This is a genomic window from Bacteroides luti (assembly GCF_900128905.1).
Taxonomy (GTDB): Bacteria; Bacteroidota; Bacteroidia; order Bacteroidales; family Bacteroidaceae; genus Bacteroides; species Bacteroides luti.
This window is the reverse complement of sequence record NZ_FQTV01000004.1, coordinates 180,999-203,661: the sequence shown is the minus strand read 5'-3', so window position 1 is coordinate 203,661 and position 22,663 is coordinate 180,999. Positions and strand designations below refer to the sequence as shown.

Here is a 22,663-nt window from a genome sequence, read left to right as displayed (position 1 = left end):
CTGAAAATTCATAATTTGTTATTTAAAGTTCTTTTACAAGAGGCAAATCAATTGGGACATCAAATGTTTTCCCCGTTAAATTGGTAATAAAGCTGTCTCCGACTACCTGAATTGCGTCTATGAGTTGCTCCTTAGTATAACCCTCTGCGAAGAAGGTGTTCAATAGTTTATCATCAACATGATCCGGGGTCTTTGCGATGGCTCCTGTTAATTTGACCAAAGCATCCAGCTTACTGTTGAACGGTGCAACTCCTTTTCGTAGTTTAAGGATTTCATCATCACTAAAACCATTCAATTTTGCGATCATCGTATGCACGCTAAGACAATACATTGCGTTGTTTTGTTGTGACACAACCAGCGTTATTGCCTCTGATTCTCTTTTTGACAAGGAAGTCTTTCTACTATGAAACGGATAGTACGCTAACAACGCATTATCAGAGTACATCATCGCAATGAACAAATTCGGCACATGCCCGAGCCTTTCATTAAAATATTCCAAATAGCTTCTATTCCCCTCACTTGTTTTTACAGGAGAGGACATTTTATTAATGGTCAACATCTTGATTGTATTTAAACGCTTATTCTATCAGCGGCTCTTAAAAGCCGAAATATTTGTTCCGGAGTATATTTTGAAAAACCTGCTAAAATGTGCAGGGCTTTCAAACCCGAGTTCATACGATATTTCTTTGGCTGATTTCTCGGTATAATGGAGATACCGCTTAGCTTCAAGTATAATTCTGTTACGGATTAAAACGGATGGTGCGGGCTGCTTTAACAAAGCAAAGACATTACTCAATGTTTTAGGTGATTTATTAAGTGCAGCAGCATAAAATTTAACCTCGTGTTCTTGTCTGAAATTCCCCTCCAACAACAGTGCAAATTTTCTTACAACATCCATTTTTTCATCAGGGAATTGCTGATAACTCTCACACTGAAGTTTCGCTATTCGGGTCGTTTTTATTATAACCCTTTTCAAGAGTGTACGTAACATTTCCCCCTGAAAATTATCTTTCAACAACAGCTCATTAGAAAATACTTTTTCAAGGTGGTTCATCTCTTCGGATTCCTCTTCGTTTAATGTTATAAACATCGGATGCCTAATGCCATAAAAAAGAAAACCTACACAACCTACTTCTGCATCATGATCGACAATACAATAAAACTCTCTGTTAAATTGCCAAGCGGTTAAAGTTTCAGGACGCTTAAAGACAAAGTGCTGATTAGACACCAGTGGAAGAATGCATCGTGCGGGCATAGTATATGCAATTTCATCTATGACTACTTCCTGGGCTTCCCCTTTATTATAGATAAACGTATTGATAGGATGGGGAGTTGGACTGCTAAGTCCCTTGCCCGAAAACAGTTTGTTGTCACTGTGCATAACAAACCGTGCTGCTGTTGCATTTTCGTTATATTCTCTAATCATTTCCTAACTATAATTATATTACGCTCTATTAAAAGTTACAGTCCCTTTACGGTTGCCCCTCCATCTACTACAAGATTATGACCTGTAATAAACGATGCCTTGTCCATAGATAAAAATGTAATTGCTGCCGCAATCTCTTCGTCCCTCGCAATTCTTCCAACAGGTGTCCTTGATACTATTTTATTCAGCCTTTCGGGATTAGATAATACTGCACTCGTGGCTGGCGTCTGTGTAAACCAAGGAGATACCGAATTGACCCTGATATTCAAAGCTGCCCACTCACAGGCAAGGTTTCGTGTTAGTTGAATAAGCCCAGCCTTAGCCATCCCATACGGCGCACCAGTTTGTACATCCGTTAATCCGGCAACTGACGCTACGTTTACTATGGAAGCCCTGCCGCTCTTTTCTAATAGCTCCCGAAGTTCTCTACAAAACTCAAATGGGGCAATCAGGTCAATTTCCAAAACATTGCGATACTCCTCCACGAGATAATCACTGCTGGGCTTTCGTATATTAATTCCTGCATTGTTAACAAGTATGTCCAACTTTCCCCAATGCTCCTCAATCCATTTTGCTACCCGGAACCTATGGTCAACACTTGCAACGTCTGCCATCAAGCCATGAACGAAATGTCCTTGCTGTTTAAATTCTTCAACTACCTGTGAAACGACTTTGCCATCCCGTGCGGTGAAGATTACTTCTGCCCCGAGTTCCAAAAGCTCGGATACTACTGCTTTTCCGATGCCTTTTGAACCTCCGGTAACGAGTGCTTTCTTATCTTTTAAATCCCACATTTCTATACTATAAATTTAACAAATATTACTTTCGGGCAAGAGCCTGTTTCCCAAAATCAACTAAGTGTTCTCCATCCACATAGCCTACCTGCTTCATTATCATTTTTCCTTCAGGTGTAAAAAATAGTAATGCCGGATAAGCCGTTACATTCCATTTGTCTGCAAGTGCTACACCTTCTCCTTTCTCCATATCGACCGTATAATTAATAAAGGATTTGTTATAATATGCAGCCGCTTTCTCGTCTTTAAAAGTGACATTTTTTAGTTGACGGCAGGGCGCACACCAACTCGTATAGGCATCTACAAATATGTATTTACCGCTTTTTTTAGCTTTTGCCGCTATGTCCTTCCATTTTCCGTTCACAAATACGATTCCTTTTCCATCCTTTTCGGTCATGCCCATTCCTTTGCTTTGTGCAAAAGCCTTGTTTAATCCTATGGTCAACACAATTAAACAAATGGTTATAGCAACATTCTTGCCTTTATTTATTTTAATCATGGCTCAAAAATTTAAAGGTCTTTTTTAATGCTGGTTGCTGCTGCCATCAACAGATCGGCGGATAATCTCTGCTTAAAATCGGGATTGATGTACTCAAAATGTATTACTCCCGTTTTGTCAAGTATAAATACAGAAGGAACAGGAAGCAATAAATCGACATCCTTACCGCCAGTTGTTTTCGGAAGCATTTCCCAATAACCTTTTGGGGCTTTGTATGCAATCCCGATTTGTTTCGACAATTCAAGATTTGCATCCGATAACAGCGTATAGCTCAATTTTTCTTTTGTTGCCGATTGCATTAATCCGTCCGATACGTCTGTACTTACTGCGATCAACTGATACCCCATTTTTTCCAACCCCGGTAAGGCTTGTTGCAACCCCGAAAGTTGTTTGGAGCAATAGGGACACCAGCCGCCACGGTAAAACACCAAAATGGTTGGCTTTTCGGCAATAGCTTTATTGAGATCAAAACTTTTGCCTGAAGCATCAGGTAATACCGCCATCGGTATTTTTTCTCCATACAGCAGAGGACTGACGTCTTCGGGCTTTTGCGGAATAACATAAGGCATCATCTGTTTCATTTCCATTTTATCCATCATACCGGAAGATTTCATGGTTCCGGTCTTTTCTTGTGCATTGGCTACTCCCGCTAAACAAACTGTAAACAGTGTGAGAGCAACGAGCGCAGAAGACTTTCTTTTTATTAGATTTTTCATTTTACAACACTTTTTGTTTTATTATTTAGTACACACCGCTTAACCAATGCTTTTTGCTAAAGGAAATTCAATTGACACCTTAGTTACAGCATGTAATATGTTGCTGATAGTCCTGTCTCCAATGAGGACAATTACATCCATCAAATTTTCCTTTGTGTAACCTGCATCAAAAAAGGCATCAAGTAATGTTTCATTCTCTACGTGTCTCGTCTCTGAAAGCTGTTTTGTGAGTTTCACTAACGTGTCAAGTCTTGGGTCAAACGTTGCACTACCACGTCTGACCTCAATAGTTTGTTCTTCTGTAAAACCGGATTGCTTTGCTATCATGGTATGAGCACTTAGGCAATACATACAATGGTTCACTTCGCTTACAACCAGATTTACCGCTTCGGCATCTTTTGTAGTTAGTGAAGTCTTGCTTGTTTCAAGATTGAAATAGGCTTCCAACGCATTTTCAGAATAAGCCAGTGTAGAATACAGGTTGGGAACGGCACCAAATACCCCCTTGATTTTATCAAATACCTGCTGATTTTTTTCAGATACCTCTTCTCTTTTTAGAATTTTAAATTCATTTTTCATTTTGATACTATTTTTTGTTTAAATATTAGTTGATGGTAACTTTAACAATATTGGATATCACAGGAAGTGTAGTAAAGGCATTAGGGTTAGGCACTTCCCCAATCGGGTTGTTTTCTGCCATAGGCGTTCCACCCAATCCCGCCTGTGAGTTACCCGCTCCCGGAAATTGATTGACAGCGGTTCCATTGTCAAACAATCCTATTGATGCTGAAACATCTCCTTTTGCGGTAGCGTCTATTCCATTATCTTTTGACGCAAAAAACCAATCATTGGAAAGTCCATACATGGTAGCGATAGCCAATCGGTCGCCTTTTGCTACGTTTAACTGTTGGGAAACGCTGCTTCCTGATTGCCCACCAATTTTAGGAAGCAAAATTGTTGTGCTGGCGGCAGGGAGAACGTAAACTGCTTTTACCCCCGATACTGTTTTAAGGTATGCAGCCAAGCCTGTTGCATCGCCCTTTTGTGCTAAATCTTTAAGCCCTTTTCCACGATCATTTTCACCAACTTTATAGATTGGATTATCTATTCCATTGTACACAACCACTAATACTGGTGATAGCGGAGTGAAAATTCCTGTTTGCGTACCTATATAATTTCCTAATACGCTATTGTCACCCATTTCTGCAATATTTGTCAGACCGTTTGCACTTGGCTTTCCTGCTTCATACAATGGATTAGGACTTAGCAAATTACCTCCTGCTATATATGAAATAGCCCAAACGCCGGGGCTGAAAGGAGTTGGATTAGTAGTACCCCCTGAAGTGTTAGTAATTGTAAGGGTAAAATTGGAATTACCATCATAATGAAGCGATGCTTTCATTAAGGTAGAAGCCGGTGCATAAGTATTGCCTTGGGCATCAGTTCCATTTACTTCAGCAATAGCTTTAGGAGCTGTTTCTGCCGTTCCCGGGTGCATGACAGTAGAACCGGGTACTTGATTAATACGTGTACCATTATCCCATAGTTTAATCTGTGATGATACATCGCCCTCAATTGGTGTACCATTATCCTGATATAATTTTATGCCCGGATTTGCAGGGGCAAAAAACAAATCGTTTGACCAACCGTACATTGTTGCGAAGCTGACAGCCTGTCCTTTGGCTGCTGAAAATTTAATGGTGGTAGATTCTCCCGGCATTACAAGTGGGGATGTACCATCTTTTTTAAAAGTTCCGGATTCTACAAGCGGTTTGGAATCTAATACATTTTCTACAGTAATGGTTGCCGGGGATGTTGATGGCATATCATCATCCTTTCTGCAAGCGGTGATTAGTAAGGGCATTGCTGCCATAGCTAACCAAATTGAATGTTTACGTCTCATAATGAAATCTTTTTTAAAATTGTTTTGCAAATTTAGATTTGGAGAGAGCCGTTAGCGGTATCTGTACTTCCCGCTGTGTTGTCGATATTTCCCGATGAGAGAAGTTGCCAGTAATCGAGTATATTCAAAGGCGCTAAAGGGAGCGAAGATTTATACTGCTCTCTTTTAATCCAATACTTCGGTAAATAATTAATTAACTATCTCAAAAACAATGAGTTATATTAACAAGGGTTAGCATAAAAGAATTGGTCAAGTAGCTGATTATCAGTAACTTTAAGTATTCAAAGCTTAGTTACGATGAATATATCAGATGCACTTGACCAATATAGGGATATCTGCGGTGATGTCTTAAAAAGATATACTGCGAAGTTAAACAAAAGTTTTAAAACCGTCTTTATCGAGACATTACTTTTATACATGGTAATACCAAGAAAGATCAATTTCACCCGGTTGGGCCGCTACGGGACGCATTGTGAACAATGTTTCCGGCAGAACTTCACAAAGAAGTTTGATTGGCTTTCATACAACCTGCTTATGGCTGATAGGATATTTGACAAGCTTGATCGTAAGGCTATTGCCATTGATCCGAGCTATATCTCCAAATCAGGCAAACGCACTCCCTGGATTGGTTATTTCTGGTCGGGCTGTGCCGGACAGGTTAAAAGAGGACTTGAAATTATGGGCATCGGGTTGATCGATATTGATAAACATGACTGCATGATGCTTAGGGCTGTGCAATCTGCCGATACGGTAACCTTAGCCAACCGGGGCGCAACCTTGAATGATTGGTACCTGAAAGTGATTGAGCAATACAAAGAGCAACTATTACCTGTTTCCAAGTATATAGTAGCCGATGCCTATTTTTCCAAATTCTCTTTCACTCAAGGGCTCCACGATTTGGGCTTCCATCTGGTAAGTCGTCTGCGGGATGATTCCAACCTACTCTATCTTTATCAGGGAGAGAAGACCGGAAAGAAAGGACGCCCCAAAACATTCGATGGCAAGATTGATGTGAGCAATCCGGATCACAGCCGGATGGAGAAACTGGATATTTACGAAGAAGAGGGAGAACTCTATACCTTGATTGCTCATTCAAAAGCATTGAAGCGAAATATACGGTTGGTGATATGGATCACACCTAAAGGAGCACATAAACTCTATTTCTCTACTGACACAGAAATGAGTGGAAAAGATGTCATCCAATTTTACCGAACAAGGTTTCAGGTCGAATTTTGCTTTAGGGATAGCAAGCAGTTCACTGGCCTGTGTCACTCCCAGGCAAGGGATATCAACCGGTTGGATTTTGCATTCAACGCATCAATGACCGCCGTGAATGCGGCAAAAGTAATGATGAAGGAGAATGGAATACCATTTTCTATGGATACACTTAAGAACCTGATGTACAACACATATATACTCAAAAGATTTTTTGAGCTGTCTGGGTTTAAGCCGAACAGAAAGATAAATGCTAAGCTTGTCAAAGAACTAATTGATATAGCCACCTATAGGGCAGCATGAATATCGTAAAAACTATATGATTTTATAACGAACCATTGAATTACTAGCTTTCTCTGATAAATCTTTTAAAATAGGAGTAACATCTTTCTTGAATTGATTCATTCCTAGAAATTCTTTAACGACTTGACTATCTTCTGACATTTGATTTAAGTCTTCATTAGAAGAACATGAAGATAGGAAAAAATAACTAACTAAAGTTAGTAAAATAAATAATTTTTTTATGTTTGTAATTTTATGGTTAAAAATTGAAATATAATATGCAAATATAATGAAAAAATATTTATTCTAGCAAAGAAATCTATTAGATAAATGTTTTTTTTGACTTAAAGCATTGTTGTACAATATATTATATCTTTAAAAAATGTAATATATTAGTTTTTTTAATTGGATATATGATAATAATTGAGATGGTTTATTTTATAAAAACGTTATATTTTATAAAAAGATTATTAATAATATATCCTTGTAAATATTAGTATTTTTGATTACGAATTTGAGATTTTTGCAGTTAATTATATACCTTTAAATTAAAGATTTGAGAATGAAAATAGTTTTAAAAGTAAATATGTATACTAATTTATGCTCGGGAGTTTTTTAGAGCAAGAATTTATCAGCCCTAATAAATAAAAATAAAATTTAGATGTTTGGCTATTGTGCATGATGAACAAAGTCTTTCTGCTTATATCCTGCATAATAACAATAATTGTAGGCTATTTCTATTTTATCTTTATATTACTTTACTTGAATGCCTAGACTCATAATTATTATCTTCTTGTTTTATAGCATCATTAAGGCAAAATTGTTTGTAATATTGGTATATAGGTAAGCTTTTTATTAAATATGAGTCTGTTTCTTTATAATAAATTGCAACTTTTTAGCACCAATTGTTTGATATAATAATTCTCATCCCTCACTCCCTCACCAATCAACCAATAACCCATTGAAAACCAACAACAACCCCTAGGTGAGGGATACAAAATCATCTCTCACCAATCCCTCACTAACCCCGCCATCCCTCACCATTTTCGGCACAGAATTCATAATTCGGCTATCAGTTTCCTGATATACCAAAAAATAATTATATATAAATGCAGTAAAATTTGTATATATACATTTCAAATTATACTTTTGATAGTAAATACAATTGTGACTTGCGTTGCAAATAACTTAATAATAAATTGATATGGAAAACGTTGCTTTAATGAGGATGGCTAAAGAATCTCTGAGAGATAAATGGGGATTGGCTATCGGGACTTTTTTGGTGTATACATTGATCATTAATGGATTGCAGTTTAATTACTCGTTTTACTCTAATATGTTTGGAACAAACATGCTTGCCTCTACGGGGGGACTTCTAAGTTTGATTCTTGGTGGTCCTATGACTCTTGGGATATCTTATTTTGCATTAGCTATATCAAGAAATGAGGAAGCTAGGTTTGAACAGCTGTTTAAGGGATTTAATAATTTTGGTACTGCATTGGGAGCCTATCTTCTAATGGCTATTTTTGTTATATTGTGGATGCTCTTGTTAATAATACCTGGAATTATTGCCGCTATATCTTATGCAATGACTTTTTATATAATTGCCGATGAGCCTTCTATTTCTATAATGGATGCAATTGATAAGAGTAAAAAGATGATGTATGGCTATAAATGGAAATTCTTCTGCCTGAATCTACGGTTCTTAGGATGGGCGATACTTTGTCTTTTTACACTTGGTATCGGTTTCCTATGGCTTATTCCTTACATGGAAATTTCTTTTGCAAAATTCTACGATGATATAAAAGGTAGTCAAGAAGCTGAAGAAGCTGTAGCTGCTGAAATGTAATTTCTCTATTTTGGGCTCAGTAAGCAATTTACTGAGCCCAAAATGTATAATCTGATATAGTTAAAAACCTCATTCTTTCAACTATTTTTACTTCTGAATAACGGGTCGTTTTTTCTCTTCTGTTACTACTTTCTTTTGGTTATAATCCGCTGACCCATTCTCACAACTTCAACTCTCGTTTTACCTGCAAAATCGCTAAGCAAATTTGTGGCCTGTGTTATCTCCATACATAACCAGACTTAATGATTTTTGCGGTTAATAGTAAGTAAGCCCGCGGCCGTGAACCCATGGGCCCGTGGCCGTAAACCGATAAGCCCTCGAATGCAGTCCCATAAGCCCTCGGCTGCGGGCTTACTTAACTTTCCTTATTAAATTCGTTAGATTTGGTGGCTAAATAGCTTATGTCTGCCTGGTTTTTATGATAAAAATAATTTATATACAATTGCAATAAAAATTTGTTTTATTGATGTTTATGACATATCTTCAAGGTATAATTAATAATTAAAACGAATGAAAATAACACAATTAAAAGGCCGACAGAAAAGAGAATCACAACAAAATGTAAAACTATCTGTATTGATGGAGAAGATGAAAATTGAATCGGAGGAACAACCGGTTTCTAATTTGCGACATTCTTTACAATATGTAAGCCGTTCTACGCATTGCATGGCTGTTGATAAACTGCCAAAACTAAGTTTTGCTGCTGAATTTAAAAAGGTGGATGCACAACAGGAAATGATTCGCTATAATGGTGTGGTGTTACTGGAGATTGACGGCCTTGCGGGAATAGAGGAAGCAGAAGCGGTGAGGGATGAGGTGGCACGTTTGCCGCATACGCTTGCTGCATTTGTTGGTTCTAGTGCGAAAAGTGTGAAGTTGCTTGTCTCATTTATCCGTCCCGATGGCTCTTTACCACAGACAAAAGCGGAAGCGGAGTTGTTTCATGCACAGGCTTACCGTAAGGCGGTGCGGTTTTACGAAGAGCTGATATCATACAAGGTTACGCTGAAACGTACGTCATTGAATCATTACTGCCGCTTTTCGTATGATCCGGGTCTGTTTTTTAACCCCGAAGTGCATCCTATTCTAATGAAGCAGCCTTATGAAGTGAGCACAGAGCCTGATAGGGAATGCGCAATACCAGATGAAAATGCTTCGTTGCTGAGGCTTATGCCGGGATATCAATATAGAAGTGTGGTTTCTACCTTGTTCGAATCGTCCTTGCAATCGGTGTACGAAGAAATAGGAAGGTTTCCGCAGGAAGAGGATATAAAGCCATTTTTGGTGGCTTTGGCGGGGAATTGTTTTAAGGGGGGTGTACCGGAAGAAGATGTGGTGAAAGGGGCGATGCTACATTTTAATCTGGCAAAAAGGGAAGTGGAGTTGAGGCTTACGGTGCACAATGTGTATCTGGGTGGAAAGAATTTTGGCGGAAAGCCGTGTATGAGTGCGGAACAGTTGCTGGCTGTGAAGACGGAGGAGTTTATGAACCGCCGTTATGAGTTCCGGCACAATACGCAGACTACCGAAATGGAGTATAAGGAACGTAATTCGTTTGTTTTCGATTTCCGTCCTGTATCGCAGAAGGTGCTTAATAGTATTGCGCTCAATGCTCAGAAAGAGGGTATTCAGCTATGGGACAGAGATGTGAATCGCTATGTTTATTCCGACCGCACTCCGCTGTTTGCTCCTATTGAGGATTATCTGTCTAGGCTCCCTTCCTGGGATGGGGTAGATCGTATTCGCCCATTTGCTGATGCGGTGCCGTGTGAGAATAAATATTGGCGTAACTTTTTCCACCGCTGGTTTCTCTGCATGGTGGCGCACTGGCGTGGAATGAGCAAGCAGTATGCCAACAGTACTTCGCCTTTGCTGGTTGGAAAGCAGGGATATAAGAAATCTACATTTTGCCTGAGCATACTTCCGCCGGAGTTGCGTGCGTATTACACGGATAGCATCGACTTCGGACACAAGCGTGATGCGGAGCTTTATCTCAATAGGTTTGCTCTGATAAACATTGATGAGTTCGACCAGATTACTAACAGTCAGCAGGCGTTTCTGAAACATATACTTCAGAAACCGGTGGTTAATACGCGCAAGCCCAATCAGAGTGTTGTGCAGGAGTTGCGTCGCTATGCTTCGTTTATTGCTACTAGTAATCATTACGATTTGCTGACCGACACTTCGGGTAGCCGTCGTTTTATTTGTATTGAGGTTACGGGCATTGTAAATGTTCCGCACAATATAAACTATGATCAGCTTTATGCGCAGGCGTTGAGCGAGATTCAGAGTGGCGAGCGTTATTGGTTCGACAGTGAGGATGAAGCTGTTTTAATGGCCGGCAATGAGAAATTCGAAGTGCAGCCTCCTGCCGAGCAACTGTTTCTGCAGTACTTCCGTTCGGCCGGAATGAATGAGCCTTGTGAAAAACTGCTGGCTTCCGAAATTCTCACCAGATTGCAGAAAAAGAGTGGCTTCAAGCTATCCACCACAAAGATTACTACCTTCGGACGTATTCTTACCAAGCTAAGTGTTCCGTTGACTAATTCAAAAAAAGGTAGGCTATATAACGTGGTGGAGTGCTGAAAAGGTGAGGGTAGCCCCGGAAAGTGAGGGTAGGGTGAGGGATGAAAAACCATCCCTCACTCCGTAATTTGTTTATATTCAGTGTTGTTTATCTGAAAAGTGATGGAGTTAGGGTAGAAATTCAAATGAGATAAAAAGCTTTTTGTTTAAAAAATATTAAATAAAAGATAGTGTAACCTAAGTAACAACTTTAATCCAATAAGATTCTTACTTTTGCTATACACTAAAGATGAGTAGATCATCTGAAGAATTTTCTAATATAAACCAATAAAAAATACAGTTATGGATGAAGATATTGAAATTTGTCATTGCAATGGCATTATGAAAAGTGAGATAGTGAAAGCTATCAAAGAAAAGGGGCTAACAACAGTAGATGAAGTGGGTGAAGAAACTACTGCCGGAACTGTTTGTGGAAGTTGCGTTCCTGATATTGAAGAGATTTTGAAAGAAGTAAATGGTTAGCAACATCATGCTCATTAATGTATGTGATTAGAAATAGTCATAATATAGATATATAGAAAACAAAAAGAGCAGCAATTTTATTTGCTGCTCTTTTCTGTTTTTATAGTTCCTGCGATACTTAACAAAGTCCAAAGGATTTCATATCTTCTTCCACGGTTGTTATTGTTTGAACACCAAAATTATCCTGAACAATCTTTAGCAGATTAGGAGTTAAGAAACCTGGCAAAGTAGGACCAATATGTGTATTCTTTATTCCAAGATACAGCAAGGCAAGGTGAACGATGATTGCTTTTTGTTCGTACCAGGCAATATTAAAGATGATTGGTAATTTGTTGATATCATCCAGCTTCAACACTTCTTTTAATTTAAGCGCAACTACTGCCCATGAGTATGAATCATTGCACTGGCCGGCATCGAGTACTCTTGGTATTCCGTTGATATCGCCTAATTGTAGCTTGTTATAACGATACTTGGCGCATCCGGAAGTAAGGATAACAGTATCTTTAGGTAATTGTTTTGCAAATTCAGTATAATATTCACGAGTTTTCTGGCGTGCATCGCAGCCCGACATAACAACTAGTTTTTTTATTGCTCCGGAATTTACAGCTTCCAGAACTTTATCGGCCAAAGCCAATACCTGGTTGTGTGCAAAGCCAATGGTTATTTCGCCATTCTCAATTGCTGTAGGAGGTTGGCACTTCTTTGCCAGTTCTATAATTTCAGAAAAGTCTTTATGACCATTAGCCAGTTTCTTATCAATCACTTTCCAATCGGGCATTCCTGCTGCACCTGTTGTAAATATCCTGTCGTTATAGGTTGTTGTTTTACGTGGAGGTACAAGGCAATTGGTAGTGAAAAGAACCGGACCATTAAATGTTTCGAACTCATCGAGCTGACGGTGCCATGCATTTCCGTAGTTTCCTACCAGATGTTTGTACTTCTTGAAATGAGGATAAGCATTGGCCGGTAGCATCTCGGAATGAGTATAAACATCTACGCCTGTCCCTTCTGTTTGAATAAGAAGTTGCTCCAAATCATTCAGATCGTGTCCGCTGATAAGAATTCCCGGATTCTTGCCAACTCCGATGTTTACTTTCGAGATTTCCGGATTACCAAAAGTGGAAGTGTTGGCCTTGTCGAGCAATGCCATAACCTTTACTCCATGTTCACCGGTTTTTACAAGCCAGTCCAACATATCTTTCAGGCTCATAGGTCTGGCAATCATAACAAGTGTTTCTTCCATGAAGTTGTAGATATCCTGCTCTTCGAATCCCAGATTAAAGGCATGTTCTGCATAGGCTGCAATACCTTTAACGCCAAACAATGTATACTGTTTCAAGGCACGGATATCTTCGTCTTTGTCAAAGAACAAAGTGCTTACCTGCTTTGCTTTTTCATTAAAGTCCGCTTCGCTGGTTCCTTTCCAGTCAAGTGCATCATTCTTTTCATTAATATTTGCTTTTGTTTTCAGGTTATCCCTAAGAGCGATGCAATCATTGATAGCCTTCATTATTGCGGCGTTATCAAAATTGGCATTTGTAATTGTGATAAACAAGCCATTAGTAATGAACTTACTCTCTACGTTAGTATCTATCCCTTTTTTTCGGGCTTCGATAGTTGCGAATGCAAGTCCCTGACACGCAAATATTAGCAAATCCTGAAAATTGGCGGTATCTTCTTTTTTACCGCAAACTCCGTTAATGGTGCAGCCTGTGTTTTTGGCTGTCTCCTGACATTGATTACAAAACATACCCATAGTACTTCATTTTTAAAAGTTAGTATACAAAATATATCGGTTTAAATAATCAGCATTCAATAAACAATCAGGAAAGACATTTGTTTATAACTATTGGACTTTTCACAAAAATAATAAATTATCCGAAAGATGTATCATTGAGTAAGATTAACTTTTTAGAAATCAGTTTATAAACATAAAAAATGACAGGAAGTCTGCTGAAGCGAAATGTAGGTGCAGATAGCTAATTATTTGTTGTTAATATTCGTATGTTAGGCTCTTTGGACTATCTTTAGTTACAAATATTTTATGGTCTTCAGAGTCAAGAATACCATTTTTTCTTTTGGTTAATCTTACAATATTGTTTTCGTTCAGCGCAAAAGGCACTTCAAACGTTTGTTCCTCAGAATAAGCTACATTCAAGTCGAATCCACTTTGCCTGGTTCTATATTTTGAATCAATCATTTGTTTTTCGTCACTTTCTTCTCCCCATGGGAAAAAACTGTGAACCTCGAAATAAGCATTATTTTGCTTGGGAGTAAAACCTTTCAGAGTTATTTGAACATATCTTTTTTGAGGTATATAGAAATCTTGCGTGTAGGTTTTATTACGTTCAACAGAAAAATGATATGATATTATAGGTGCTTCATTAGTGGCTGGTTTAGCAATAGGAGGGTCGGGGGATATCATGATAGAAGTCATATCGTTAGGAAGAATATATTGCTTTGGATCTAAATTATTCATATTAACAACTATATTAAAGTATTTATATAAATTCTCATCTCTTTGCAATTCGTCATCTCTCACGTAGAATTCCAATTTATAATTTCCGTTTTTGTCTGTTTTTGTTATGGCTTTGTGACGGAGTAAGGAGTATTGCAGCCATGCACCCTCGTAATAATCTATTTTAATGTTAACGCCAGAAAGCGGTAGCCCATCTTTCGTGTGAACAGTACCACTTATTACAGTACTATTTTCTGTGTCTTTCGATAAAAAATCATCTTCTTCTTTTTCACAACTTACTAAGTTGATAGTACATAAGAAAAACAAAATTATTCCAAACAAATTCTTTGTATTCATACTATTGTTGTAAATTAGTTTGTTCTTTATAAATGCTAGTATAGTCAAATTACTGCATAATAATAGTACTATAAGTGAATACTTTAACAATTGTGCCCTTTGCTAAAAAAGCAAAGAACACGATTGTTTTATTGAATGGGGGAAACTACCAGATTTTTACAATCTGATCTTCGGCGCGCCACATTTTATCTCCTTTTTTCACTCCAAATGCTGAATAGAACTCAGGCATGTTGGATAGCGGACCCAGGATTCTCCACTTTGCCGGAGAATGTACGTCAGTTTTAATTTGGTTTTTCAATGCTTCCGGGCGTATATTTAACATCCATCCAAGTGCATATCCAAGGAAAAAACGCTGATTAGGGTTCAGTCCGGCAATAATTTCGTTGTTCTTATACTGGTCGGTGTTTTTAAATGCTTCGAATCCCATAACTACTCCACCAAGGTCGGCAATATTCTCACCCTGGGTAAGTTCACCATTGAGGTGCATATTGTCTATAGCTGTGTAGTCATTGAATTGTTTTACAATCATTTTGGTTTTCTGAACAAACTTTGCTTTGTCTTCATTGGTCCACCAGTTGCTCAAGTTACCTTGCTCGTTGTATTTACATCCCTGATCGTCGAAACCATGTGTAATTTCGTGGCCAAAGGTGCATCCGATGATGGAGTAAAGTATGGCATCGTCGGCCATTTTACTTTCATATCCCGGAACAATGATGTTGCAACCGGGAATAACTATTTCGTTGTTCGATGGGTTGTAGTATGCATTGTATGTTTGTGGATACATGCCCCATTCCTTACGATCAACCGGTTTGCCGTATTTGCTTATCATATAGTTGAATCCCCATTTGTTGGCACTCATTACATTTTTTACGTAAGATGAACGGTCAATCTGCATAGCACTCAGGTCTTTCCATTTATCAGGATAACCAACCTTCATTATTACTCCATTGAGCTTTTTTAATGCTTTTTCTTTAGTTGGTGCACTCATCCAGTCGAGGGCTTTGATGCGTTGTGCGAAAACCGATTTAATGGAATTTCCTATTTCTTCCAGCTTCTCTTTGGTTCCTTTGGGCAGATACTCGTTTACGTACACTTGTCCGATAAGTTCTCCAAGCGCTCCGTTGGTTTGTCTTACTACACGTTCCCATCTTGGTTTCGGCTCTTTTACTCCCTCAAGGGTTGTTGAATAGAAGTTGAAGCTTTCCATATAGGTCTTATCATCCAGATAGTCCGACAAGCCATTCAATAAGTGAAATTTGAGATAGTTTTTCCAGTCGTCTATCGAATATTTTTTCATGTAGCCATTCAGTGCGGTAAGGAATTCAGGCTGCCCCACAACAACCGAATCAACTTTGGTTAGTCCAATGTTGGTAAGGAAAATCTTCCAGTCGATGTTTGGAGTTAACGCAGCAAGTTTAGCGGATGTTATTTTATTATAGTTGGCCAAAGGATCGCGGGTGTCTTCCATTTTGCGGGAAGTCTTTGCTATGGCTGTTTCCATTTCCAGTAACCTGGCAGCGGCTTGTTTGGCTTTGGATTTGTCGTACCCCATAATTCCAAACATGTTGTCGGCGAAGGTTACAAACTTTTCGCGAATATTTTTTGAACCGGCATCTGTATCGAGGTAATAGCTTCGTTCGGGCATACTTAATCCACCCTGAGCAATGTATACCTGATACTTGCTGCTATTCTTGTCATCCTGAGTAACGTACATGCTAAACAACGGCGATGCTGCCACACTATGAAGATAAGCAGCTTCTTTGATGATACCGTTCAGATCCTTAATATTGTCTATTTTTGCAAAATCACCTTTAAGCTCGCTGATGCCTTTTTTATTTAAAGAGACGCTGTCCATTCCTGTGAAAAAGAAATCGCCAATCTTTTGTTTATTGCTTCCTTTCGGTGCATCTTTTATAGTAGCTGATGATTCGCATATATTACGTACCTGAGCATTTATGGTATCCTGGATAAGCTGAAATATACCGTTACCCTGTTTACTGGCAGGTATAGGATTCTGCTTGAACCATTTGCCATTGGCAAACTGAAAGAAATCGTCTCCGGCTTTTGCTGTTGAATCAATATGCGCAATCAGCGCGTCACCCTTTTCGGATGAAAGCTTACCTTGTTTACACGAAGTAGCTGCTGTAACTACTGTCAGGCAAATAAAGGCTTTAAATATTCCCTTTTTCATACAATATTATTTTGTTTGTATTTATATGTCGGAAAAGGGTATGTTTTATTGCATTTTTTATCGATATTTTTGCGACAATCTATATGGAATTTCTGACAGGTTTAGAATTAATTTCCAATTATTGGCATGCAGTGAATATATTCTCTGCTTTCTACCTGGTCGAGAATAAATTTAGCAATATCTGCGCGCGAAACTGCAAAATTTATTTTCTGCTTGCCGGAAGTGACTTTTATTTTCCCTTTATGAGGTTTGTTGGTGGGATAAAGATATCGCACAATTGTCCAGTCAAGTGTAGATTTCTTAATCATGTGGCCTATGGCTACAAATTCAAGATATGTTCTATGTCTGAATAGGCTAATAAAAAGTTTGGGTACAATAGTTACAGCCGACTTTGCATCTTTTCCCGACTGAATAACCGGAGAGGCTATTGTTATAAATCGTTTTATATTAAGACGTTCCATTGCCATAATAATATGTCGGTGTGCTTCAAAAACCGGATATCCCTTTTTTTTGAAACTCTTTGAGGGCTCCATTGTACTTATTACCGCATTGCTGCCTGCTATGGCTTGCTTTATCTTGTAATAATCATGAATAGTCCCTTCAACGATTTCCAGATTAGGGTGGGATAAACCTATTTCCTGTAGATTATGCACATAGGCTTTCATGATATATCCTTTACCAAGTGCTTGTTCTGTAAGCAGACGGCCTATTTTTCCGCTTGCTCCGAAAATTGTTATTATCATATTTATACATGTTACTCTATATAAAAACAAACCATTAGGCTGTTTTGTTAGCTGATTGCTTATTTACTAATTGTTAGGTTGAAAACCTAAAACCGTGATTTTGGTACATATATCAGTGATTTGTATACAAAGTGGTAATGGATTTCTCAATATTTTTGTGAAAAATTAAAAGATTATCCTCAATATATCAGGATTTTAAATTAAGTTTGGTCTTGAATACAGATAAACACGAAAAAACGATTAAATGCTAATGCTAAAAGGAGAATGAATTATGTTACGAAAAATTAGAATAGCGGTCGCTATTATTTGCTTTACTCTAATAACTTTGTTATTCCTTGATTTCACAGGAACGTTGCATCATTGGTTTGGCTGGCTGGCCAAAATTCAGTTTCTACCTGCTTTATTGGCATTAAATATCGGCATAGTACTGGCACTAATTGTGCTCACATTTGCTTTGGGGAGGATATATTGCTCAGTGATCTGTCCGCTTGGCGTATTTCAGGATGCTATTTCATGGATAGCCGGAAAACGGAAAAAGAACCGTTTTGTCTATTCACCGGCTATTTCCTGGTTGCGATATGGAGTTCTGGTATTGTTCATTATTGCTTTAATTGCAGGAATAGGTTCTTTTGTTCAGTTACTTGCACCTTATAGTTCTTACGGACGTATAGCTTCAAATTTGTTTGCTCCTTTATATCAATGGGGTAATAACCTGTTGGCTTATTGGGCAGAACGGATGGATAGTTATGCATTTTATTCGGTAGACGTGTGGATCAAAGGTACACTAACCTTAGGTATTGCTGTTGTTACGTTTGTAATACTTGCAATTTTGTCATGGCGTAGCGGCAGGACTTATTGCAATACCATTTGTCCGGTAGGAACGGTATTGGGTTTTCTGTCAAAGTATTCATTCTTCAAACCGGTAATTGATACCGCAAAATGTAATGGATGCGGAGTGTGTGCCCGTAATTGCAAGGCTTCCTGCATAAACTCCAAAGAACACAAGATTGATTACAGTCGCTGCGTTACATGTATGGATTGTATTGATAAATGCAGACAAGGAGCCATCAGGTATGTACCTCGGCAAAAGGAAGAATCTCTGACAGATAAGCAAACAAGAGAAAATATGGATAAGTCGGGTGTTTCACGTCGTAATTTTCTGTCGGTAACGGCATTGCTCACTTCAGCAACTGCACTGAAAGCTCAAAAGATAAAGGTTGATGGTGGATTAGCTGTAATAGAAGATAAAAAAATACCTGATCGCACAACACCAATAACACCGGCCGGATCTCAAAGCGCGCGTAATCTTGCGCAACACTGTACGGCGTGTCAGCTCTGTGTATCTGTATGTCCTAATCAGGTTTTACGTCCTTCGGATAATCTGGAGAAATTAATGCAACCCGAAATGTCATACGAACGTGGCTATTGTCGTCCGGAATGTACCTGGTGTTCAGACATTTGTCCAACAGGTGCTATCCGTTCTGTTACTAAAGCTGAGAAATCTGCTATTCAGATAGGTCATGCGGTATGGATAAAGAAAAATTGTGTAGTTAACAGAGACGGCGTTGAATGTGGAAATTGTGCCCGTCACTGTCCTGTTGGTGCTATACAAATGATTCCGATTGATGCAAAGAATAAGGATTCACTTAAAATACCTGCTGTTAATACAGAGCGTTGTATTGGCTGTGGTGCATGCGAGAATCTTTGTCCGGCTCGTCCGTTTAGTGCAATATATGTAGAAGGGCACGAAATTCACCGGACTGTATAAACTATTTCGTAAAAATGATTAGTAAAAATGAAAATATAAAGAAATTACTATGGGGAAGATAGACAAGAAAAACATAGACCGTAGAAATTTTCTGAAGCTGCTTGGTGGTGGAGCCGCAGTTTCTACAGCGGCATTTTACGGATGTAAACCTGGCAATAAAACACCAACAGGAGTAGCAAGTGTATTGCATGTACCTACCGATAAAATGACCTATCGTTTGAATCCTAAAACCGGTGAAAAGGTTTCGCTGCTTGGATATGGCTGCATGAGGTTGCCAACAAAGCCAAGCGCTGATGGCCAAAAGGAATTGATAGATCAGGAAGAGGTAAATAAGTCTGTTGATTATGCTCTTGCTCATGGGGTGAATTATTATGATACGTCTCCTATGTATGTACAGGGTATGTCGGAACATGCTATCGGTATTGCACTGAGCCGCCATCCCCGGAATAAATATTTTGTAGCTACTAAAATGTCGAACTTTGATCCAAAGACAAAGAGCAAAGAGGCATCTATTGAAATGTATCATAACTCCTTTAAGGAATTGCATGTAGATTATGTGGATTATTATCTGCTTCATGCTTTGGGGGCTGATGATGATTATAAAGAGCGCTACATAAATAATGGTATGCTCGACTTTCTATTGAAAGAAAGAGAGGCTGGGCGTATACGCAATCTGGGGTGGTCGTTTCACGGCGATCAAAGTTTTTTCGATTATATGCTTTCACTGGATATAAAATGGGATTTTGTACAAATTCAGCTTAATTATGTAGACTGGAAACATCCTCAGGGAATGGGAGTGAGTGCAGAATACCTGTACGGGGAATTGGTGAAACGTAATATTCCGGTAGTGGTTATGGAACCGTTGCTGGGTGGACGCCTGTCTAAACTGAACGATCATTTGGTAGCTCAGCTTAAACAGAGACAGCCGGAGGTCAGTGTGGCATCGTGGGCATTCCGTTTTGCAGGTTCATTTCCGGAAGTGCTGACTGTTTTAAGCGGTATGACTTATATGGAACATTTGCAGGATAATATAATTACTTATTCCTCTTTTAAACCACTGACAGATGATGATAAGGCTATGCTTGAAGAAACTGCCGAGATGATACTGAAATACCCGACTGTTCCTTGTACCGGGTGTAATTATTGTATGCCTTGCCCTTATGGTCTTGATATTCCGGGTATTTTTGCACACTATAACCGATGCCTGAACGAAGGCAATGTTCCGAAAAGCTCGCAGGATGAGAATTATAGTAAGGCTCGTAATATATTTCTTGTTGGATATGACCGGAGTGTGCCAAGACTGAGACAGGCTAACCATTGTGTTGGTTGCAGTAAATGTGTAGAACATTGTCCGCAAAGCATTAAAATTCCTAAGGAAATGGAGCGAATAGATCAATTTGTAGAACAATTGAAACAGGGAACTATTTAGTTTCCTGTTAAGTATCTCTGAACTTATTCTATATTAATAATTAATTGAAAACGCTGTAAAGCTATTGCATAAAGGCGGATATTGCTGTGTAATGATGAATCGAATAATAACTTGTTTACTGTTAATCTGTCTTTTTATATCTGTTAAAGCACAAGCACAATCTAAAAAAGATAGTGTTTATATAAAAAAAAGCTATGTTATTGACGAAGTCGTTGTAACCGGTACCCGGAACGAGACTGATACACGTCATTTACCAATGAGCATATCTGTGGTTAACCGTGAGCAGATAGAGCAACGTAATGAGCAGTCTTTACTTCCATTACTTACTGAACAGGTTCCGGGCTTTTTTACAACGGGGCGTAGCATCATGGGATACGGCGTTTCAACTGGTGCGGCGGGTGGCATGAGTTTGAGAGGTATAGGTGGCAGTCCCACAACCGGACTCCTGGTGCTTATTGACGGACATCCTCAATACATGGGTTTGATGGGGCATCCTTTGGCTGATACTTATCAGTCTATGTTAGCCGAAAGGGTTGAAGTGGTGCGTGGTCCGGCTTCTGTTTTGTATGGATCAAACGCCATGGGTGGGGTTATTAATATAGTAACCCGTAAGTCAAAAGAAGAAGGTGTGAAAAATGATGTAAGATTGAATTATGGATCGTATAATACACTTTCGGCTGAGGCTTCCAACCGGGTTCGTAAAGGTCGTTTTAGTAGCATTGTATCTGCTTCTTACAATAGAACAGACGGACATCGTGAGAATATGGATTTCGATCAATATGGCGGTTATGCGAAGTTAGGATATGAAATCAGTAGTGCCTGGAACGTCTTTACAGATCTGAACCTGACACATTTCAATGCATCTAATCCGGGAACTGTGAATGCTCCGATTTTAGATAATGATTCACGAATAACCCGGGGAGTGGCGTCATTTTCTGTTGAAAACAATTACAACCTGACTTCGGGTGCTTTGAAGTTTTTCTATAATTGGGGAAGGCATAACATAAATAATGGTTATTCTTTAGGTAAAACGCCGTCAGATTATCGGTTTAAGTCTAAAGATCAGATGTTGGGGGTTACATGGTATCAAAGTGTCACTTTCTTTACCGGCAATCGGATTACAGTTGGGCTAGACTTCCAGCATTTTGGTGGAGATGCATGGAATCAGTTTACAGACAAACGTGTTGGTATTGCTGATAAAACAGAAAACGAGATAGCCGGTTATGTAGATTTCCGTCAGGCACTCGGTTCTCTTTTTACTTTAGATATTGGGCAACGTGTAGATCATCATTCACAAACCGGAACAGAGTGGGTGCCTCAGGTAGGATTGTCTATGCATCTGCCTCAGGCTGCAGAGTTGAAGGCAATGGTAAGTAAAGGATTTCGTAATCCTACTATCAGGGAACTATATATGTTTGGTCCGCAAAATCCTGATTTATTGCCCGAAAAGATTATGAATTATGAAATATCTTTTTCCCGGCATCTGAAAGATAATACGCTTTCGTATGGCATCAACCTTTATTATATAAATGGCGATAACATGATTCAGACTGTTCCAGTTAATGGCAGACCTTTGAATATCAATACCGGTAAAATTGAAAACTGGGGTTTGGAAGCGAATGTGAATTACAAAATTAATTCTTCACTTATGTTCTCAGCTAATTACAGTTGGTTGAATATGAAATATCCGGTAGTGGCAGCTCCCGAACATAAATTATACGCCGGTGTTTATTATTCACACAAAAAATGGAGTGTTTCTACAGGTGTGCAATATATCAATGGACTTTATACTTCTGTAAATCCTGAAACCAAAGAGAATTTTGTATTGTGGAATCTGAACGGTAGTTACCATCTGAGTCGCTTTGCCACTCTTTTTGTTCGTGGAGAGAATTTGCTAGCTCAACACTACGAAATAAATGCCGGATATCCCATGCCAAAGGCTACAGTAATGGGAGGAATTAATATGACTTTCTAATATAACAGAA

The 22,663-nt window shown here is 38.7% G+C and carries 18 protein-coding genes; 7 read left to right on the top strand and 11 right to left on the bottom strand.

The genetic code is table 11. From position 1 onward, the window contains the following. Positions 1–22: 22 nt before the first annotated feature. From BUC21_RS05255 to BUC21_RS05225, 7 genes are read right to left on the bottom strand one after another with little or no spacing between them, the layout of a single operon-like run. Entirely contained in the window at positions 23–559 is a 537-nt protein-coding gene (locus BUC21_RS05255) for a carboxymuconolactone decarboxylase family protein (protein WP_073399928.1), read from the bottom strand. Positions 560–586: 27 nt separating this feature from the next. Next, positions 587–1,426, bottom strand: coding sequence for an AraC family transcriptional regulator (locus tag BUC21_RS05250; protein ID WP_073399926.1), 840 nt, complete (start codon positions 1,424–1,426; stop codon positions 587–589). Positions 1,427–1,461: 35 nt separating this feature from the next. Beyond that, complete coding sequence (locus tag BUC21_RS05245) at positions 1,462–2,220, bottom strand: SDR family oxidoreductase (RefSeq protein WP_073399924.1); 759 nt, start codon at positions 2,218–2,220, stop codon at positions 1,462–1,464. A 25-nt stretch (positions 2,221–2,245) separates the two neighbouring features. Beyond that, complete coding sequence (locus BUC21_RS05240; RefSeq protein ID WP_073399922.1) at positions 2,246–2,719, bottom strand: thioredoxin family protein; 474 nt, start codon at positions 2,717–2,719, stop codon at positions 2,246–2,248. Positions 2,720–2,730: 11 nt separating this feature from the next. Next, positions 2,731–3,435, bottom strand: a complete 705-nt coding sequence (locus BUC21_RS05235) for a peroxiredoxin-like family protein (protein ID WP_073399920.1) — start codon at positions 3,433–3,435, stop codon at positions 2,731–2,733. Between the two features lie 39 nt (positions 3,436–3,474). After that, the gene (locus BUC21_RS05230) at positions 3,475–4,014 is read right to left on the bottom strand and encodes a carboxymuconolactone decarboxylase family protein (protein ID WP_073399918.1); all 540 of its coding nucleotides are present in this window, start codon (positions 4,012–4,014) and stop codon (positions 3,475–3,477) included. A 25-nt stretch (positions 4,015–4,039) separates the two neighbouring features. After that, a complete protein-coding gene (locus BUC21_RS05225; RefSeq protein ID WP_073399916.1) occupies positions 4,040–5,338 on the bottom strand; it encodes a spondin domain-containing protein in 1,299 nt (432 codons plus the stop codon). 297 nt (positions 5,339–5,635) lie between these two features. On the opposite strand from BUC21_RS05225, the gene BUC21_RS05220 reads away from it, so the two are divergent. The 4 genes from BUC21_RS05220 to BUC21_RS05205 all read left to right on the top strand — a co-directional run bounded on the left by BUC21_RS05220 (position 5,636) and on the right by BUC21_RS05205 (position 11,732). Beyond that, a complete protein-coding gene (locus BUC21_RS05220; protein WP_073399914.1) occupies positions 5,636–6,856 on the top strand; it encodes a transposase in 1,221 nt (406 codons plus the stop codon). A gap of 1,183 nt (positions 6,857–8,039) precedes the next feature. Beyond that, a complete protein-coding gene (locus BUC21_RS05215; RefSeq protein WP_073399912.1) occupies positions 8,040–8,684 on the top strand; it encodes a DUF975 family protein in 645 nt (214 codons plus the stop codon). A 510-nt stretch (positions 8,685–9,194) separates the two neighbouring features. Continuing rightward, complete coding sequence (locus BUC21_RS05210) at positions 9,195–11,270, top strand: BT4734/BF3469 family protein (protein ID WP_073399910.1); 2,076 nt, start codon at positions 9,195–9,197, stop codon at positions 11,268–11,270. A 282-nt stretch (positions 11,271–11,552) separates the two neighbouring features. After that, the gene (locus BUC21_RS05205) at positions 11,553–11,732 is read left to right on the top strand and encodes a (2Fe-2S)-binding protein (RefSeq protein WP_073399908.1); all 180 of its coding nucleotides are present in this window, start codon (positions 11,553–11,555) and stop codon (positions 11,730–11,732) included. Positions 11,733–11,850: 118 nt separating this feature from the next. Here the strand turns inward: BUC21_RS05205 and hcp are convergent, their stop codons facing one another. The 4 genes from hcp to BUC21_RS05185 all read right to left on the bottom strand — a co-directional run bounded on the left by hcp (position 11,851) and on the right by BUC21_RS05185 (position 17,481). After that, a complete protein-coding gene (hcp, locus tag BUC21_RS05200) occupies positions 11,851–13,482 on the bottom strand; it encodes a hydroxylamine reductase (protein WP_073400077.1) in 1,632 nt (543 codons plus the stop codon). Between the two features lie 243 nt (positions 13,483–13,725). Further along, the gene (locus BUC21_RS05195; RefSeq protein ID WP_073399906.1) at positions 13,726–14,547 is read right to left on the bottom strand and encodes a hypothetical protein; all 822 of its coding nucleotides are present in this window, start codon (positions 14,545–14,547) and stop codon (positions 13,726–13,728) included. Between the two features lie 145 nt (positions 14,548–14,692). Continuing rightward, positions 14,693–16,738 (bottom strand): M13 family metallopeptidase, encoded by a 2,046-nt coding sequence (locus BUC21_RS05190; RefSeq protein WP_073399905.1) that lies wholly within the window; start codon positions 16,736–16,738, stop codon positions 14,693–14,695. Between the two features lie 107 nt (positions 16,739–16,845). After that, positions 16,846–17,481 (bottom strand): NAD(P)-dependent oxidoreductase, encoded by a 636-nt coding sequence (locus BUC21_RS05185; protein WP_073399904.1) that lies wholly within the window; start codon positions 17,479–17,481, stop codon positions 16,846–16,848. A 271-nt stretch (positions 17,482–17,752) separates the two neighbouring features. Here BUC21_RS05185 and BUC21_RS05180 point away from each other — a divergent pair, with 271 nt between their 5' ends. From BUC21_RS05180 to BUC21_RS05170, 3 genes are all read left to right on the top strand, one after another. Further along, entirely contained in the window at positions 17,753–19,249 is a 1,497-nt protein-coding gene (locus BUC21_RS05180; protein WP_073399903.1) for a 4Fe-4S binding protein, read from the top strand. Between the two features lie 49 nt (positions 19,250–19,298). Continuing rightward, complete coding sequence (locus tag BUC21_RS05175) at positions 19,299–20,678, top strand: aldo/keto reductase (protein WP_073399902.1); 1,380 nt, start codon at positions 19,299–19,301, stop codon at positions 20,676–20,678. Between the two features lie 94 nt (positions 20,679–20,772). Next, positions 20,773–22,653, top strand: coding sequence for a TonB-dependent receptor plug domain-containing protein (locus tag BUC21_RS05170; protein ID WP_073400075.1), 1,881 nt, complete (start codon positions 20,773–20,775; stop codon positions 22,651–22,653). Positions 22,654–22,663 lie beyond the last annotated feature (10 nt).